This is a genomic window from Massilia sp. GCM10023247 (assembly GCF_042653325.1).
Classification (GTDB): Bacteria; Pseudomonadota; Gammaproteobacteria; order Burkholderiales; family Burkholderiaceae_D; genus Telluria.
The window spans coordinates 1-14,873 of sequence record NZ_JBHSIB010000018.1 but is presented as its reverse complement, the minus strand read 5'-3'; the positions used below and the strand labels follow the sequence as shown (position 1 = coordinate 14,873).

Sequence of the window (14,873 nt, the reverse complement as noted above, 5' to 3'; positions counted from 1 at the left end):
TTGACTCTTTCGAGTCACCCTGATTGCTCAGGGGTCGCTCACTCAAGATACTGACCGTCGCTCATTGCTGAGCAACGTTAATACTTTTGTGAACATTTGATATTTTAAGCAATCAAGAACCGAAGTTCTTGGCACCTTCATCAAACGCCCACACTTATCGACTGTTAATTTTTAAAGAACTGGGCTCCCGCCGAGGGCGGTACTGCCTGCTGCTTGTCGACAAAGCGTTTTGTTTGTCAGCAGCGAAGAAGCGAGATTATGCAGTGTTTCGTTTGCGTCGTCAACTTCTTTTTCCTGCACCGCGTTTTCCGCGGTCCTCGTTGCCAGCTCAACTACTTTTCAACTACTTGATTTCGTTGGCGTTTTCACGAGGAGGCGAACTATAGCAAACCTCCCGCCCAGTTGCAAGGCCCGCGGCCTGTGCTATCGTTGCCCGGCCTCTACTTTATACAAACGACAACAATGCACATCCCTGCAGTGGTCTCAACCAGCAACGCAGCGCTCGCCGCCGCACTGGACAACGCGATCAATGACAAAACCAAGCCCATCGGCAGTCTCGGCCGCCTCGAAGCGCTGGCACGGCAGATCGGCCTGGTCCAGAACACGACGAAACCGAGCGTCGACCGCCCCGCCATCCTCGTGTTCGCAGCCGACCACGGCATCGTCGCCGAGGGCGTCTCCGCCTATCCGCAGGAAGTGACCTGGCAGATGGTCGAGAACTTCCTGGCCGGCGGCGCCGCGATCAACGTGTTCGCCCGCCAGAACGATTGCGCGATCCAGGTCGTGGATGCGGGCGTCAATCACGACTTCGGCCAGCGCGCCGGTTTAGTCGACCGCAAGGTCGGACACGGCACCCGTAATTTCGCCGAGCAGGCGGCCATGACGGCCGGGGAATGCCAGCTTGCGATGGAGCACGGCATGGAACTGGTGCACGCTCTGCCGGGGAATGTCGTTGGTTTCGGCGAGATGGGGATCGGAAACACGACATCCGCCGCCGCGCTCATGCATAAGCTGACGGGCGCGCCGGTGGCCGATTGCGTCGGCGCCGGCACCGGGCTGTCGCCCGAGGGCGTCGGGCGCAAACAGTCCGTCATCGAGGCGGCCATGCGCAGGCACGCCGGGGTCGAGGAGCCGCGCGCCGTGCTGGCCACCTTCGGCGGCTTCGAAATCGCGATGATGGCCGGCGCCATGCTGCAGGCCGCCCGGATGCGCAAGCTGCTGCTGATCGACGGCTTCATCGTCACCAGCGCGCTGCTGGTCGCGGCTCGCCTGCAACCCGCGGTGCTCGACTACTGCGTGTTCGCCCACTGCTCGGACGAGCAAGGTCACCGCCTGATGCTCGAGCACCTCGACGCGCAGCCGCTGCTGCAACTCGGCCTGCGGCTCGGAGAAGGCACCGGCAGCGCGCTCGCCCTGCCCCTGCTGCGCGCGGCCGTCAATTTCCTCGACCAGATGGCGACCTTCTCGTCCGCCCAGGTCGCCACCCGCGCAAGCTAAGTCATGCAGCAACTGCGCCTGTTCTTCATTGCCCTGCAGTTCTTCACGCGGCTGCCGATTCCGCGCTGGGTCGGCTTCCAGCCCGAATGGCTGCACCATGCGTCGCGCTATTTCCCGCTGGTCGGCTGCGTCGTCGGCGTGGGCGCCGCGGCCGTGTATGCGCTGGCCGCACTGGTGCTGCCGGCGCCGGTGGCGGCCGTGCTGTCGACCGCGGCCTCGATCTACCTGACCGGGGCCTTTCATGAAGACGGCTTCGCCGACACCTGCGACGGCTTCGGCGGCGGGCTGACGCGCGAGCGCGTGCTCGAGATCATGAAGGACTCGCGGGTAGGCGCTTACGGCGCGATCGGCATCGTCTGCATGCTGGGCATCAAATGCACGGCACTGGCCATGCTGCCGCCAGCAAGCGCCATCGCTGCCCTGCTGATCGCCCATCCCCTCTCGCGCCTGGCCGCCACTGCCCTGATCTGGCGCATGGACTACGCGCGCGACGAGGGAAAGTCGAAACCGATGGCCCAGCAGATGAGCGGTGTCGAATTCGCCATCGCCGCGCTCACCGCGCTCCTGCCCGGCGCCCTGCTGGCGGCAGCGGGCCAGGTGACGCTGCCGGCCTTGAGCGCCGGCGTGGCGGCTGCGGGGGTAGCGGCCCTCTGGCTCGCCCGCACCTTCCAGGCGCGGATCGGCGGCTACACCGGCGACTGCCTGGGCGCCGTCCAGCAAGTAGCGGAAGTCGCCGTCTATCTCGTCCTCCTGGCCAGCCTCGGCCACGGCGCACTCGCTTAGAGATGCGCCTGCTGCTGGTACGCCACCCCCGCCCCGCGATCGCAGCGGGCCTGTGCTACGGCAGCAGCGACGTCGCCGCCACGCTAGACGACACCCTGCGCGTGCGCGAGGCTTTGCGCAGTGCCTGCCTGCCCGGCACCTTGCCGGCCTGGTCGAGTCCCCTGTCGCGCTGTGCCGACCTGGCGCGCGCGATCGATCCCGTATCCCTGCAGTTCGATGCGCGCCTGGCCGAAATGGACTTCGGCGCTTGGGAGATGCGGCCCTGGGACGCCATCCCGCGCGCCGAGGTCGACGCCTGGGCCGCCGACCTGCTGCGCTACCGTCCGGGCGGCGCCGAGTGCGTGCTCGACGTCGCACGCCGGGCCGCCGCCTTCCTCGGCGATCTGCGTAACACGGCCCATCCCGAAGCACTCGTCATCTGCCACGCCGGCACCATGCGCCTGCTGCGCGCCCTGTGGACCGGACAGGCCCTGGAAGCGGCCGCGCTGGAGGCCGCGCGCACCCCGCACCGGATCGGCTACGGCGAAGTGCTGGTCCTGAAAAACTGACAACACGCGCTCGACGGCCGTATAATTGAATCGTTTTGGTGCTCGCGCCTGTGTTCACAGGCGCAGTTAAACGGGAAACACGAAGCCCTTCAATAAGGCCAGCGTGTGCTGCCCCCGCAACGGTCAGCAAGTGCCGCGTTCACGCGGCGAATCGTCTCCCCAGACCACTGTGCATCCGCATGGGAAGGTCGGACGGTTGTACTTGCCAGCCCGGATACCGGCCAAAAGGTGGAAGCGCAACGGCACCGTCGCGCTTCTGTTCAATCTGGCCTACGGGGACGTGGGCTGGTTGTCCAACCCATAGAACCGTCATGACTTTTCACGTTTCACGGCAAGCGGCCGCCTCGTCGCTCGCACTCGCCATGGCCGCGCCTTTCGCGTGCGCCGACTCCCTACCTGTCGATACCGTCGTCGTCACCGCCACGCGCATGCCGCAACGCGCCGCCGATGTCATCGCCCAGACCACCGTCATCCATGCCGACGAGATCGCGCGCTCCGGCGCCGGTTCTGTCGCCGACCTGCTGCAGCGCCAGGGCGGCATCGAGATCGCCCGCAACGGCAGCGCCGGCGCCAGCACCAGCGTCTTCCTGCGCGGCGCCAACAGCAACCAGGTCGTGGTCCTGCTCGACGGCGTGCGCATCGGCTCCTCGACCAGCGGCGCCGCCAGCTGGAACGCCATTCCGCTCGACGCCATCGAGCGCATCGAAGTCGTCTACGGCCCGCTCAGCACCCTGTACGGCGCCGACGCGATCGGCGGCGTGATCCAGATTTTTACGCGCAAGGGCGGCGCCGGACTGGCCGCCACCGTAGCGGCCGGCGCCGGCAGCGACGCCGCGCGCCAGGCCAGCGCCCAGCTTGCCGGCAGCGGCGGCGGCGAGCACGCCGTCAGTTACGCCTTCGGCGCCGGTCACGAAGCGTCGGACGGGTTTTCGGCCACCAAGCCGGGCGCCTTCGGTTACCACCCGGACGACGACGGCTACCGCCGCCGCAACGCCCACGGCCGCGTCAGCGTCGCGCTCGCGCCCGGCCACGAAGCGGGCGTCCAGTTCCTGCACAGCCGCCTGCGCGCCCAGTACGACAGCGGCGCGGGCAGCTACGACACCCATAACCGCCAGGACCTGAACACGGCCTCGCTGTTCATGACCAACACCTTGCTGCCGAACTGGCGCAGCAGCGTGCAGCTGGCACGCTCCGAGGACAAGCTGGGCAGCTTTACCAGTGCGGCGGCGTCCGGCGCCAGCCAGATCGACACCCGGCAGGACGAGCTGACCTGGCAAAACACGATCGCGCTCGGCACCGACACCCTGCAGCTGCTTTACGCCCACCGCAAGGAAGCAGTCGCGTCCAGCGCCACCCGCGCCCTGGCGCGCGAGCGCAGCACCGATTCGTATGGCGCCGCCTATTCCCTGCGGCGCGCGCGCCACCTGGTCGACCTCAGCGCGCGCCAGGACCGCTCGGCCTACGGCAGCAAGAACACGGGCGCCGCCGGCTATGGCTACGACTTCGGCGGCGGCCTGCGCGCCAGCGCCAGCATCGGCACCAGCTTCCGGGCGCCGACCTTCAACGAGTTGTACTACCCCGGCTACGGCGTCGAGTCGAACCGTCCCGAACGCGGCCGCAACGCCGAAGTCGGCCTGCGCTACGACAGCCGCGGCGTCCAGCTCGACGCCACCTGGTTCCGCAACCGCCTGACCGACATGATCGTCTCGGCCACGCCCTGCCCCGACCAGCGCGCCGGCCGCACCGGCAGCTGCGCCTACAACGTGGCCTCGGCCACGCTCGAAGGCGTGATGCTGTCGGGCGCCACCCGCATCGGCGCGCTGCGCCTGCGCGGCAGCCTCGACTGGCAGGACCCGCGCGACAACGGCAGCGGCAAGCGCCTGGCGCGAAGGAGCGACCGCCACGCCAGCGTCGGCGCCGACTATACGGCCGGCGCGCTCGAGGGCGGTGCGGAACTGGTGCTCTCCGGCGCGCGCTTCGACGACGCCGCCAACCTGCGCCGGCTCGGCGGCTACGGCTTGCTGAACCTGCACGCGACCTGGCGCATCAATCCGGAGCTGTCGCTGCTGGCGCGCGTGAACAACGCCGCCGGCAAGGACTACGAGCTGGCCCGTAACTACGGCACGGGCGGGCGCAGCTGGTTCGCCGGCCTGCGCTACCGCCTGCGCTGAGCGGGCCGCCCGTGAGCACGACCGCTCCCCTGCTGCTGCGCCAGCGCGCCACCCTGATCACGGGCGCGCTGCTGTTGCTGGCACTCGCCTGCATGCTGTACGCGGGCATGACCGGCTCGATCGCGGTGGCAGCAAGCGAGGTGCCGGACGCGCTGCGCCAGCTGCTGGGCGGCCGGCCGCAATCGCTGGCCGCTGCGCTGCTGGAACTGCGCGCCGGCCGCGCCACGGTCGCCTTCGTGACCGGCGCCGCCCTGGCGCTGGCCGGGGTGCTGATGCAGGCGCTGCTGCGCAATCCGCTGGCCGATCCCTACATCCTCGGGATCTCGGCCGGCGCCTCGGTCGGCGCGCTCGGCGCGATGCTGCTGATGGCCGCCATGGCGACCATCGAGGCGGCCGCCGTGGCGGGCGCGGTCACGGTGTCGATGCTGCTGTACGGATTGGCGCGGCGCGACCTGCGCGGCGGCACCGGCATGGAAGGCGGCACCTCGACACTGCTGCTCACGGGCGTCATCATTTCCTCGCTGTGCGTGGCCCTGATCACCCTGATGCTGTCGGTCGCGCCCGAAGGCCGCCTGCGCAGCATGGTGTTCTGGATGATCGGCGACGTCGCCGGCGCCCCGGTGCGCGTGCTGCCCTGGCTGGTGCTGGGCGGCGCCCTGCTGTTCGCCTTGCGCAACGCGCGCGGCATGAATTTGATGGCCCTGCACGCGGAAAACGCGGTCACGCTCGGTGTGCGCGTCGGCAGCCTGCGGCGCGGCCTGTTTTTCGTGTCCGGCGTGCTCACGGCCAGCGCCGTCACCAGCGCCGGCTCGATCGGCTTCGTCGGCCTGATCGTGCCGCACGCCTGCCGCTTCGCTTTCGGTCCCGACCACCGCGTCCTGATTCCGGCGGCCATGCTGGGCGGCGGCAGCTTCCTGGTGCTGTGCGACACGCTGGCGCGCACCGTCGTCGCGCCCCAGCAGCTGCCGGTGGGCGCCGTCACCGCCATCATCGGCGCCCCCATCTTCCTCTATCAACTGCATCGGCTGCGTCGCCACTAGGCCCCATCAGGCGCAGCCATTCCCGGAGCTCACCATGAACGACATGACACCTGACCAGACCAGCGCCCTCAACGAGCGCCACCGCGTCCGCATGGAACGCAAGAAGGCGATCATCGACGAGCGCATCGCCGCCGCCGACAAGCAGATCGGCATCATCATCGTCAACACCGGCAACGGCAAGGGCAAAAGCTCGAGCGCCTTCGGCATGACGGCGCGCGCCCTCGGGCACGGCATGCAGGTCGGTATCGTCCAGTTCATCAAGGGCGCGATGGCGACCGGCGAAGAGCTATTCCTGCGTCGCTTCCCCGCCGAAGTGCGCTTCCATGCGATGGGCGAAGGCTATACCTGGGAGACCCAGAACCGCGAACGCGACATGGCCAAGGCGGCCGAGGCCTGGGCCAAGGCCAAGACCTTCCTGTCCGACCCGGACGTCAAGCTGGTGGTGCTGGACGAACTGAACATCGCACTGAAGTACCGCTACCTCGACGTACACGCCGTCATCGAAGACCTGCTCGACCGGCCGCCGATGCAGCACGTCGTCATCACCGGGCGCGGCGCGCCGCCGGAACTGGTCGCCGTGGCCGACACCGTCACCGAGATGAACGTCGTCAAGCACGCGTTCGCGGCAGGCATCAAAGCCCAGGCGGGGACCGAGTGGTGAGCGGGGGGCACCCTGGCGCGCGCATCGTGCTGGTGGCGGCCGTCGCCTCTGGACAAGGTAAAACCACCGTCACCGCCGCCATCGCGCGCAGCCTGGCGCGCGCCGGACAGCGCGTGCGCGTCTTCAAATGCGGCCCGGATTTCATCGACCCGATGCTGCTCGAACGCGCCAGCGGCGCCCCGGTCCATACGCTCGACCTGTGGATGGTCGGGCTCGAAGAGTGCCGCGCGCGGCTGGCGGACGCCGCGCGCGACGCCGACACCGTGCTGGTCGAAGGCGTGATGGGGCTGTACGACGGCACGCCCTCGGCGGCCGACCTGGCCCGTGCCTTCGGCATCCCGGTGCTGGCGGTGATCGACGCGTCGGCCATGGCGCAGACCGCCGGGGCCGTCGCGCTCGGCCTGCGCGACTACGGCCCGGTGGACCTGGCCGGGGTGCTCGCCAACCGGGTCGCCAGCGCCGGGCATGCGCGGATGGTGGCCGACTCACTGCGCGACATCGCGCTGCTCGGCTCCCTGCCGCGCCAGCCGCAGGCGCTGCCGGAACGCCACCTCGGCCTCGTCGTGCCGGACGAACTGCCCGAACTCGACGCCCACCTCGACGCGCTGGCCGATGCGCTCGAACTGGACGAGGCGGCCTGGCAGGCGCTGCCGCTGCTGCTGCCCGAAGGGCTGGAAGGACCGGAGCCGCCCGCCGTCGAGGCGCTGCTGGCGGGACGGACGATTGCGATCGCGCGCGACGCCGCCTTCTGCTTCCTGTACCCGGCCAACCTCGACACCCTGCGCCGGCTCGGTGCGCAACTGGCCTTCTTTTCGCCGCTGGCCGACGAGCCGGTGCCGGCCGCTGCCGACGCCGTCTACCTGCCCGGCGGTTACCCCGAATTGCATGGCGCGGCCTTGTCCGGTGCGGCGCGCTGGCGCGCCTCGATCAATGCCGCGAACGCGGCCGGCCTGCCGATCCTGGCCGAATGCGGCGGCATGATGGCCCTCGCCGACGAGCTCACCGACCCCGACGGCCGGCGCTGGCCGATGGCGGGCGTCCTGCCCGGCGTAGTACGCATGGGAGCACGCCTGGCCGGCCTCGGATCGCAGGCGCTCGCGACGGCGGCCGGCACCCTGCGCGGGCATACCTTCCACTATTCGCGCTTCGACACCCCGCTGGCGCCGCAGCAGCACACGCTGCGCCATCCGGCCGGCACGCCAGGGGAGGCGGTGTACCGCGCCGGTGCACTGACGGCGTCCTATTTCCACGGCTATTTCGCCTCCAACCCGCAGGCTGCGGCCAGCCTCTTCATGCGGGCGGCGCCATGAATACCCTCGTCCTCGGCGGCGCCCGCTCGGGCAAAAGCGCGTTCGCCGAGCGCTTCGCGCAGGCTTCAAGCCGGCAAGTCGTGTATGTCGCCACCGCACAGGCCGGCGACGGCGAAATGCGTGCCCGCATCCTGCAGCACCGCGCGCACCGGCCCGGCCACTGGCGCACGGTCGAGGAGCCGCTGCGCCTGGCCGACGCGCTGCGCCGCGCCTGCACGCCCGGCGCCATCGTGCTGGCCGACTGCCTGACCCTGTGGCTGACCAACCTGATGCTGTGCGGCGAAGCACCGCTACCCGACAGTGGCGAACTGGTGCTGCCCGCCGCCTTCGAGCGCGAGCGCACGGCTTTCCTCGACCTGCTCGAAGAGGGCCTGCCGGGCGAGCTGGTACTGGTGTCGAACGAAGTCGGGATGGGCATCGTGCCGCTGGGCGCCTTGTCGCGCCGCTTCGCCGACGAAGCCGGGCGCCTGAACCAGGCGGTCGCCAGCCGCGTCGAGCGCGTCGTGCTGGTGGCGGCCGGCCTGCCGCTGGTGCTGAAAGGTCCGGCATGCTGAGCGGATTGTCCTTCCCCGAACTGGCGCTGCTGCTGGCGGCGGGCGTGGCGCTCGACCTGCTGCTGGGAGAGGCGCGGCGTTTTCACCCGCTGGTCGGCTTCGGACGCGTCGCGCAGGCGCTCGAGGCCTGGCTCAACCGCGGACGCTGGCGGCTGCTCCGGGGCGCCTGCGCCTGGACACTGGCCGTGCTGCCGGCATCCGCCCTGGCCTGGTGGCTCGGCCTGCATGCGGGGCTGGTGCTGCACGCCGCCCTGCTCTACTTTTGCCTTGGCCTGCGCAGCCTGCGCGACCATACGCTGCCGATCCTGCGCGCGCTGGAGGAGAATGAGCTGGACCAGGCGCGCCGGCTGACGGGCCGCATCGTCAGCCGCGACACCGGACAGGCGACGCCCTCCGAGCTGGCCAAGGCCGGCGCCGAATCGCTGCTCGAAAACGGCAACGATGCGGTGTTCGGCACGCTGTTCTGGTTTGTGCTGGCGGGTGGGCCGGGCGCCCTCTTGTTCCGGCTGGCGAACACGCTCGACGCCATGTGGGGCTACCGCAGCGAACGCTTTGATTTGTTCGGCCGGGTGGCGGCGCGCGTCGACGACCTGCTCAATTTTGTTCCCGCGCGCCTGACGGCACTCAGCTATGTGGTGCTGGCGCCGCGCGGCGGACATGCACGCGCCTGGCGCTGCTGGCGCAGCCAGGCCCCGGCCTGGAGCAGCCCGAGCGCGGGGCCGGTGATGGCCAGCGGCGCCGGCGCGCTCGGGATCGCACTCGGCGGCGCGGCGCGTTATGCCGGCCAGCTCGAGCTGCGACCGGCGCTCGGCAGCGGGCCGGCCGCAGCGCCGCGTGACATCCTGCGCGCCTGGCGCCTGGTGCTGGCCTCGGCCCTGCTGTGGGTGGCGCTCGCTGCCGCGGCGGCGCTCGTCCTGTACGGAGTCCGGCATGCTTGAACACGGCGGCAACCTGCGCGCGGCGGCCCGGCGTTTCGGCCGCGACGACTGGATCGATCTCTCGACCGGCATCAATCCCTGGGGCTATCCGGCGCCGCCCCTGCCGGCGGCTGCCTGGCACCGCCTGCCGGAGCCGGATCCGACACTGGTGGAGGCGGCCTGCGCCTGGTACGGCGCCCCGGACCTGTTGCCGGTGGCCGGCACCCAGGCGGCGATCCAGGCCCTGCCGCGCCTGCGTCCGCCCTCGCGCGTGGCCGTGGCCGCGCCCTCGTATGCGGAACACGCCCACCATTGGGGCCGCCACGGCCACACGCTGCGCGAGCTTCCCTACGCGCAGCTCGACGCTGCGGTGGAGACGAGCGACGTGGTGGTGCTCTGCAATCCGAACAACCCGACCGGCGCGACCGTGCCGCCGACGCAGTTGCTGGCCTGGGCCGCGCGGCTGCAGCGGCGCGGCGGCTGGCTGGTGGTCGACGAAGCGTTCGGCGACACCCTGCCGGAGCTGAGCGTGGCGGCCCACTCGGCGCAGCCGGGCCTGATCGTGCTGCGCTCGGTCGGCAAGTTTTTTGGCTTGGCCGGCCTGCGCCTCGGCTTTGTCGGTGCGCAGCCCGCGCTGCTGGCCGAGCTCGCGGACCAGCTCGGTCCCTGGGCCGTGAGCGGTCCGGCCCAGTCGATCGCGCTGGCGGCGCTCGAAGACGGACCCTGGCAGGCCGCCACCCGGCTGCGGCTGCAGGCGGCGGGAGAACGCATGCAGGCCCTGCTGCGCACGCACGGCATCACCGCCGACGGAACGTCCCTGTTCCACTGGTGGCCCGAGGCGCGTCCGCAAGACTTTCACGAACACATGGCCGCGCGCGGGATCTGGTGCCGCCTGTTCCCGCAGGCCGCGCGCGGCATCCGCCTCGGCCTGCCCGCCAACGAAGACGAGTGGCAGCGCCTGGCGCGTGCGCTCGACGAATGGAGCCCAACATGAAACGAACATGCTTACTCATCGTCCTGATGCTGGGCGCGAGTGCGCAAGCCGTCACCGTCAAGGACGATGCGGGCCAGGCCGTCACGCTCGACAAGCCGGCGATGCGCGTGATTTCCCTGGCGCCGCATGCGACCGAACTGCTGTTCGCGGCCGGCGGCGGCGCGCGCGTGGTCGGCGCCGTCAACTACAGCGACTACCCGGAAGCGGCCAAGCGCGTTCCGCGCATCGGCTCGAACCGCGAAGTCGACATCGAACGCATCATGGCCTTGCGGCCGGACCTGATCGTGGCCTGGATGCACGGCAGTTCGGAACGCCAGATCGAACTGGTCCGCCAGCTGGGCGTGCCGGTCTACCTGAGCGACCCGCAGACCCTGGAAGGCATCCCCGAAAGCCTGCTGCGCCTGGCGCAACTGATGGGCACCGAGACGGCGGCGCGGCCGGTGGCGGCCGGCCTGCGTGGACAGCTGGCGGCACTGCGCAGCCGTTACGCGGGGCGCTCGCCGGTACGCAGCTTTTATCAGGTATGGGACAAGCCGCTGTACACGCTCAGCGGCAAACATATCGTCACCGACGCGCTGCGCCTGTGCGGCGGCGAGAACATCTTTGACGCGCTGACGATCACGGCGCCCGTGGTGACGCTGGAAAGCGTGCTGCAGGCCGACCCGGAAGCGATCTTCGGCACCGCCGAAAAGAACTATGGAGGCGTCAACCTGTGGCGCCAGTACCCGACCATGACGGCCGTGCGCAACGGGAACCTGTTTACGGTCGATGGTAACCTGCTCAACCGCGCGGGTCCGCGCATGATTGCCGGCGCGGCCATCCTGTGCGAGAAGCTCGAGCAGGCACGCAGGCAGCGCAAATGACAGCCTTCCCCTTCCAGACCCTGATGGTGCAGGGCACGACCTCCGACGCCGGCAAGAGTACGGTGGTCGCCGCGCTGTGCCGTCTGCTCAGGCGCGAGGGCGTGCGCGTGGCGCCCTTCAAGCCGCAGAACATGGCCCTGAACAGTGCGGTGACCCGCGACGGCGGAGAAATCGGACGCGCCCAGGCGCTGCAGGCGATCGCCGCCGGGATCGAGCCGCATACCGACATGAATCCGGTGCTGCTGAAACCCTCGAGCGACACCGGCGCCCAGGTGATCATCCACGGCCGCGCAAGGGCACACATGCATGCGCGCGACTATCACCACTACAAAACCGTGGCGATGGCGGCGGTGCTGGAATCGCACGCCCGCCTGTGCGAGCAGTACGCGTGCATCGTGGTCGAAGGCGCGGGCAGCCCGGCCGAGATCAACCTGCGCGAGCGCGATATCGCCAACATGGGCTTTGCCGAGGCGGTCGACTGTCCGGTGCTGCTGGTGGCCGACATCGACCGCGGCGGCGTGTTCGCCCATCTCGTCGGCACCCTGGCCTGCCTGTCGCCGAGCGAACGGGCACGCATCGTCGGCTTTGTCATCAACCGCTTCCGGGGTGACATCGCGCTGCTCGAACCCGGCCTGGACTGGCTCGAGCGCGAGACCGGCAAGCCGGTGCTGGCGGTGCTGCCCTACCTGCACGGCCTGTACCTGGACGCCGAAGACGCCGTGCAGCCGATGCCGGCCGGGCGCGGCGCGTTCAAGGTCATCGTGCCGAGCCTGCCGCGCATGAGCAACCATACCGATTTCGACGCGCTGCGCGTGCATCCCGACCTCGACCTGCGCTTCGTGCGCGAGGGCGAGCCGATTCCCGCGGCCGACCTCATCATCCTCCCGGGCAGCAAGAACACCCGGGGCGACCTCGCCTGGCTGCGGGCGCAGGGCTGGCCCGACGCGATCGCGCGGCATCTGCGCTATGGGGGCAAGCTGATCGGCATTTGCGGAGGCTTCCAGATGCTGGGCACGCATGTCCACGATCCGCACGGGCTCGAGGGTACTGCCGGCACGTCGCCCGGCCTTGGGCTGCTCGACCTGAGCACCGTGATGGAAAGCGAAAAACGCTTGCGGCAAGTGCACGGCGTCTGCGCCTTCGACACGGCGGCGCCAGTCGAAGGCTACGAAATCCACATGGGCGTATCGATCGGGAGTGCGCTCGATACGCCGGCCTTCCTCGCCGCCGGCCGTGCCGAGGGCGCACTGTCCGCGGATGGCCAGATCCTCGGCAGCTACCTGCACGGGCTGTTCGATCATCCGGATGCCGGCGCGGCATTGTTGCGCTGGGCCGGCGCGCGCACCGGTGCCCGCGTCGATACGGCAGCGTTGCGGGAAGCAAGCCTGGACCGGCTGGCCGACGCTGCCCAGGGTTTGTTCGAACGCCTGCGCGCGCTGCCTGCATTATAGCCTTCCCCTATCGCCAACTTTAAATCAATTCATTTAACTTATTTGATGAGAATGATTATCATTTGCTCCTGATTGTTTGGAACGGAGCAGCACATGGTCACCGTAGCAAAGCGAGTTAGCCAGGTAGCCACGCACATGGCCATTGCCTATGTGGTTGCCTACGCCATGACCGGCTCGCCGGTGTTCAGCGGCCTGGCGGTCCTGGTGGAGCCGGTCATCAATGTGCTGCTGCTGCCCTACCACGAAGCGGCCTGGGCGACATGGCGGCGTAGAGCGGCTGACGCGCGTGCTCGTGCGCTGGCGCTGGCCGGCGAGAAGATCAGCCAGACCGGTCTGCATGCGGGCGTTGCTTTCGGCGTGATGTTTGTGGCGACGGGCTCGCTGGCCATGGGCGGCATCGCAGCCCTGGTCGAGCCGATCTGTAACGTCCTCGTCCTGCCGCTGCACGACCGCCTGTGGGCCAAGCTCGAGCGCAGCAGCCCGTTCAACGCCCGGTTGCAGGGCGCTTGATGTGGCTCGACACCTGGTTTCATTCAGGAGCAGACGGGATCACCTTGACCGACCCGCGCTTCAAGGCTTTCGGGGCATCGATCGGCGAGAAGTAGAATTGCATCTGGCTCCTGGCAACGTAGACCCGATAGCGGTGCAGGAAATCGGCGCCCAACACCAGGATCTCGCCCTCTTGGGGCAGGTCCATCACGCGTAAGTCCAGGTTCTTGACGTCCAGGGCGCCAATCGACAAGCTTGGAACCGGAACCTTCCACACCGGCTGGTCAGGACCGTGCCCCGGCACGGGGGGTTCCCGTGTCGCGCCGGGCGAGCTGGCGCTCAAACCCAGTCGTTCAGCTGTCGGCTTGGGCAGGTAGGAATGCGGGGTGCCGGTCGACAGGATGGCCAGGACGTCGTTGCCGGCGATGCGGACTTTGAACACCAGACGGGGATCGCGTTTCCAGACATCCCCCATTGCCGGGACGGCTACCGCTTGCAGATCCCAATACGCGAGGTGCTCGCGAAAGCAGCCTTGTGGCGTGAAGAATTTCAGATAACCGGCATCGAGGGCGAGCTCGACATCTGTTTGCAGGAGATTGCCGGCGCCGGCCCTGATTGCGAACGTGTCGTCCATGAAATCCTCGACCAGGTAGCTCGCCTTTTTCCTCTTAAATGGGCCGAAAGAGAAGTCGTCGACGAAGGCGTACGCTATTTCGCGCAACAATACGGCGCCTGTCGGATTACGCTCATCGCTGGGAAACAGGGTACTCGTCGAGCTGCGTACCTCGACGCCAAGGCGATCCAGCGTTTTTTTATTGAACACCAGCGATTCCGCGGAGCCGGTACTGAGCATCACGGGCACCGTGGAGCCATTGACGACGGCCTCGCCGACTGGACGCAGGTCTTCGGCAAACCTGAGCGGTATGGTCGCCTGCTCGCCCATATCGCAGCTTCCGGGCAGAGGCGCCGCGTCCGCGGCGCTGGAAAATACCAGCCCGGCGCAAACAATAGATCCTAGGAAGAAGGTAGGGAGAGCGCGGCGGACTGGGATCACGGGATCAATAATGTAGCTGCGGGAACTTGCAGTATAAATACTTTAATATCACTGCAGCCAGCATTATTAGCAGATTACCCTTTCTCCATAACGTAGGGTATGGCCAGGCCGCGCCTGCGCCCCCACCGTTTCACGACCCGAAGCCCAAACGCAAAAAACCCGCAGGGCTGAGGGTCCACAGTGTGGGCCCGAACCTGCGGGGTTCTTGAACGAAAAAAAACCCGCTGAGCGTACTCAGCGGGTTTTTTCTTTATAACTAGCCTGACGATAACCTACTTTCACACTGGTTGCAGCACTATCATCGGCGCAAAGTCGTTTCACGGTCCTGTTCGGGATGGGAAGGGGTGGGACCGACTTGCTATGGTCATCAGGCATGACTTGTACGAGCATCGTTCAATGAACGCGGCTCAGAATCTGGAAGAAGTAGGTTTTGTGAGTAGTAACTGTCGTGTCAACAAACAGCACTGTAATCTCGAATTACTATGACCTGCTAAGGTTATAGGGACAAGCCGTACGGGCAATTAGTACTGGTTAGCTTAAT

General features: G+C 68.2%; 14 protein-coding genes, 1 rRNA gene and 1 riboswitch. Of the genes, 13 read left to right on the top strand and 2 right to left on the bottom strand.

The window, feature by feature from the left end; translation table 11 throughout:
* The first annotated feature begins 462 nt into the window (after window positions 1-462).
* From cobT to ACFPAH_RS15380, 13 genes are all read left to right on the top strand, one after another.
* Window positions 463-1,497: a nicotinate-nucleotide--dimethylbenzimidazole phosphoribosyltransferase gene (gene cobT, locus ACFPAH_RS15440; protein WP_379747047.1), complete on the top strand. Its 1,035-nt coding sequence runs from the start codon at window positions 463-465 to the stop codon at window positions 1,495-1,497.
* Window positions 1,498-1,500: 3 nt separating this feature from the next.
* Entirely contained in the window at window positions 1,501-2,280 is a 780-nt protein-coding gene (locus ACFPAH_RS15435; RefSeq protein ID WP_379747045.1) for an adenosylcobinamide-GDP ribazoletransferase, read from the top strand.
* A gap of 2 nt (window positions 2,281-2,282) precedes the next feature.
* Window positions 2,283-2,828, top strand: a complete 546-nt coding sequence (locus ACFPAH_RS15430; protein ID WP_379747043.1) for a histidine phosphatase family protein — start codon at window positions 2,283-2,285, stop codon at window positions 2,826-2,828.
* A 19-nt stretch (window positions 2,829-2,847) separates the two neighbouring features.
* A riboswitch (cobalamin riboswitch) is annotated at window positions 2,848-3,069 on the top strand.
* Between the two features lie 70 nt (window positions 3,070-3,139).
* Entirely contained in the window at window positions 3,140-4,999 is a 1,860-nt protein-coding gene (locus tag ACFPAH_RS15425) for a TonB-dependent receptor domain-containing protein (protein ID WP_379747041.1), read from the top strand.
* Between the two features lie 11 nt (window positions 5,000-5,010).
* Window positions 5,011-6,039 carry a FecCD family ABC transporter permease gene (locus tag ACFPAH_RS15420; protein WP_379747039.1) on the top strand — a complete coding sequence of 343 codons (1,029 nt, stop codon included), beginning with the start codon at window positions 5,011-5,013 and terminating at the stop codon, window positions 6,037-6,039.
* Window positions 6,040-6,073: 34 nt separating this feature from the next.
* Window positions 6,074-6,700 carry a cob(I)yrinic acid a,c-diamide adenosyltransferase gene (gene cobO, locus ACFPAH_RS15415; protein WP_379747037.1) on the top strand — a complete coding sequence of 209 codons (627 nt, stop codon included), beginning with the start codon at window positions 6,074-6,076 and terminating at the stop codon, window positions 6,698-6,700.
* The gene (locus ACFPAH_RS15410; protein ID WP_379747035.1) at window positions 6,697-8,010 is read left to right on the top strand and encodes a cobyrinate a,c-diamide synthase; all 1,314 of its coding nucleotides are present in this window, start codon (window positions 6,697-6,699) and stop codon (window positions 8,008-8,010) included. The genes cobO and ACFPAH_RS15410 overlap by 4 nt, the downstream gene beginning before the upstream one ends.
* Window positions 8,007-8,564, top strand: a complete 558-nt coding sequence (cobU, locus tag ACFPAH_RS15405) for a bifunctional adenosylcobinamide kinase/adenosylcobinamide-phosphate guanylyltransferase (protein ID WP_379747033.1) — start codon at window positions 8,007-8,009, stop codon at window positions 8,562-8,564. Before ACFPAH_RS15410 ends, cobU begins: the two co-directional genes overlap by 4 nt.
* Complete coding sequence (locus tag ACFPAH_RS15400) at window positions 8,558-9,502, top strand: CobD/CbiB family cobalamin biosynthesis protein (RefSeq protein ID WP_379747031.1); 945 nt, start codon at window positions 8,558-8,560, stop codon at window positions 9,500-9,502. Before cobU ends, ACFPAH_RS15400 begins: the two co-directional genes overlap by 7 nt.
* The gene (gene cobD / locus ACFPAH_RS15395; RefSeq protein WP_379747029.1) at window positions 9,495-10,475 is read left to right on the top strand and encodes a threonine-phosphate decarboxylase CobD; all 981 of its coding nucleotides are present in this window, start codon (window positions 9,495-9,497) and stop codon (window positions 10,473-10,475) included. The genes ACFPAH_RS15400 and cobD overlap by 8 nt, the downstream gene beginning before the upstream one ends.
* Window positions 10,472-11,338: a helical backbone metal receptor gene (locus ACFPAH_RS15390; RefSeq protein ID WP_379747027.1), complete on the top strand. Its 867-nt coding sequence runs from the start codon at window positions 10,472-10,474 to the stop codon at window positions 11,336-11,338. Before cobD ends, ACFPAH_RS15390 begins: the two co-directional genes overlap by 4 nt.
* Window positions 11,335-12,789, top strand: coding sequence for a cobyric acid synthase (locus ACFPAH_RS15385; protein ID WP_379747025.1), 1,455 nt, complete (start codon window positions 11,335-11,337; stop codon window positions 12,787-12,789). The genes ACFPAH_RS15390 and ACFPAH_RS15385 overlap by 4 nt, the downstream gene beginning before the upstream one ends.
* A gap of 93 nt (window positions 12,790-12,882) precedes the next feature.
* On the top strand, window positions 12,883-13,299 hold the full coding sequence (locus tag ACFPAH_RS15380; protein WP_379747023.1) for a DUF2061 domain-containing protein: 417 nt from the start codon (window positions 12,883-12,885) through the stop codon (window positions 13,297-13,299).
* Window positions 13,300-13,318: 19 nt separating this feature from the next.
* On the opposite strand, the gene ACFPAH_RS15375 is transcribed toward ACFPAH_RS15380, so the two are convergent.
* A complete protein-coding gene (locus ACFPAH_RS15375; protein WP_379747020.1) occupies window positions 13,319-14,221 on the bottom strand; it encodes a retropepsin-like aspartic protease in 903 nt (300 codons plus the stop codon).
* A 370-nt stretch (window positions 14,222-14,591) separates the two neighbouring features.
* Window positions 14,592-14,704, bottom strand: a 5S ribosomal RNA gene (gene rrf / locus ACFPAH_RS15370).
* Window positions 14,705-14,873 lie beyond the last annotated feature (169 nt).

What these genes read in the sequence shown, in the direction of transcription:
- cobT (WP_379747047.1), top strand. Translation starts at nt 463, where the DNA reads ATGCACATCCCTGCAGTGGTCTCAACCAGCAACGCAGCGCTCGCCGCC.
- ACFPAH_RS15435 (WP_379747045.1), top strand. Translation starts at nt 1,501, where the DNA reads ATGCAGCAACTGCGCCTGTTCTTCATTGCCCTGCAGTTCTTCACGCGG.
- ACFPAH_RS15430 (WP_379747043.1), top strand. Translation starts at nt 2,283, where the DNA reads ATGCGCCTGCTGCTGGTACGCCACCCCCGCCCCGCGATCGCAGCGGGC.
- ACFPAH_RS15425 (WP_379747041.1), top strand. Translation starts at nt 3,140, where the DNA reads ATGACTTTTCACGTTTCACGGCAAGCGGCCGCCTCGTCGCTCGCACTC.
- cobO (WP_379747037.1), top strand. Translation starts at nt 6,074, where the DNA reads ATGAACGACATGACACCTGACCAGACCAGCGCCCTCAACGAGCGCCAC.
- cobU (WP_379747033.1), top strand. Translation starts at nt 8,007, where the DNA reads ATGAATACCCTCGTCCTCGGCGGCGCCCGCTCGGGCAAAAGCGCGTTC.
- ACFPAH_RS15400 (WP_379747031.1), top strand. Translation starts at nt 8,558, where the DNA reads ATGCTGAGCGGATTGTCCTTCCCCGAACTGGCGCTGCTGCTGGCGGCG.
- cobD (WP_379747029.1), top strand. Translation starts at nt 9,495, where the DNA reads ATGCTTGAACACGGCGGCAACCTGCGCGCGGCGGCCCGGCGTTTCGGC.
- ACFPAH_RS15390 (WP_379747027.1), top strand. Translation starts at nt 10,472, where the DNA reads ATGAAACGAACATGCTTACTCATCGTCCTGATGCTGGGCGCGAGTGCG.
- ACFPAH_RS15385 (WP_379747025.1), top strand. Translation starts at nt 11,335, where the DNA reads ATGACAGCCTTCCCCTTCCAGACCCTGATGGTGCAGGGCACGACCTCC.
- ACFPAH_RS15380 (WP_379747023.1), top strand. Translation starts at nt 12,883, where the DNA reads ATGGTCACCGTAGCAAAGCGAGTTAGCCAGGTAGCCACGCACATGGCC.
- ACFPAH_RS15375 (WP_379747020.1), bottom strand. Translation starts at nt 14,221, where the DNA reads ATGGGCGAGCAGGCGACCATACCGCTCAGGTTTGCCGAAGACCTGCGT.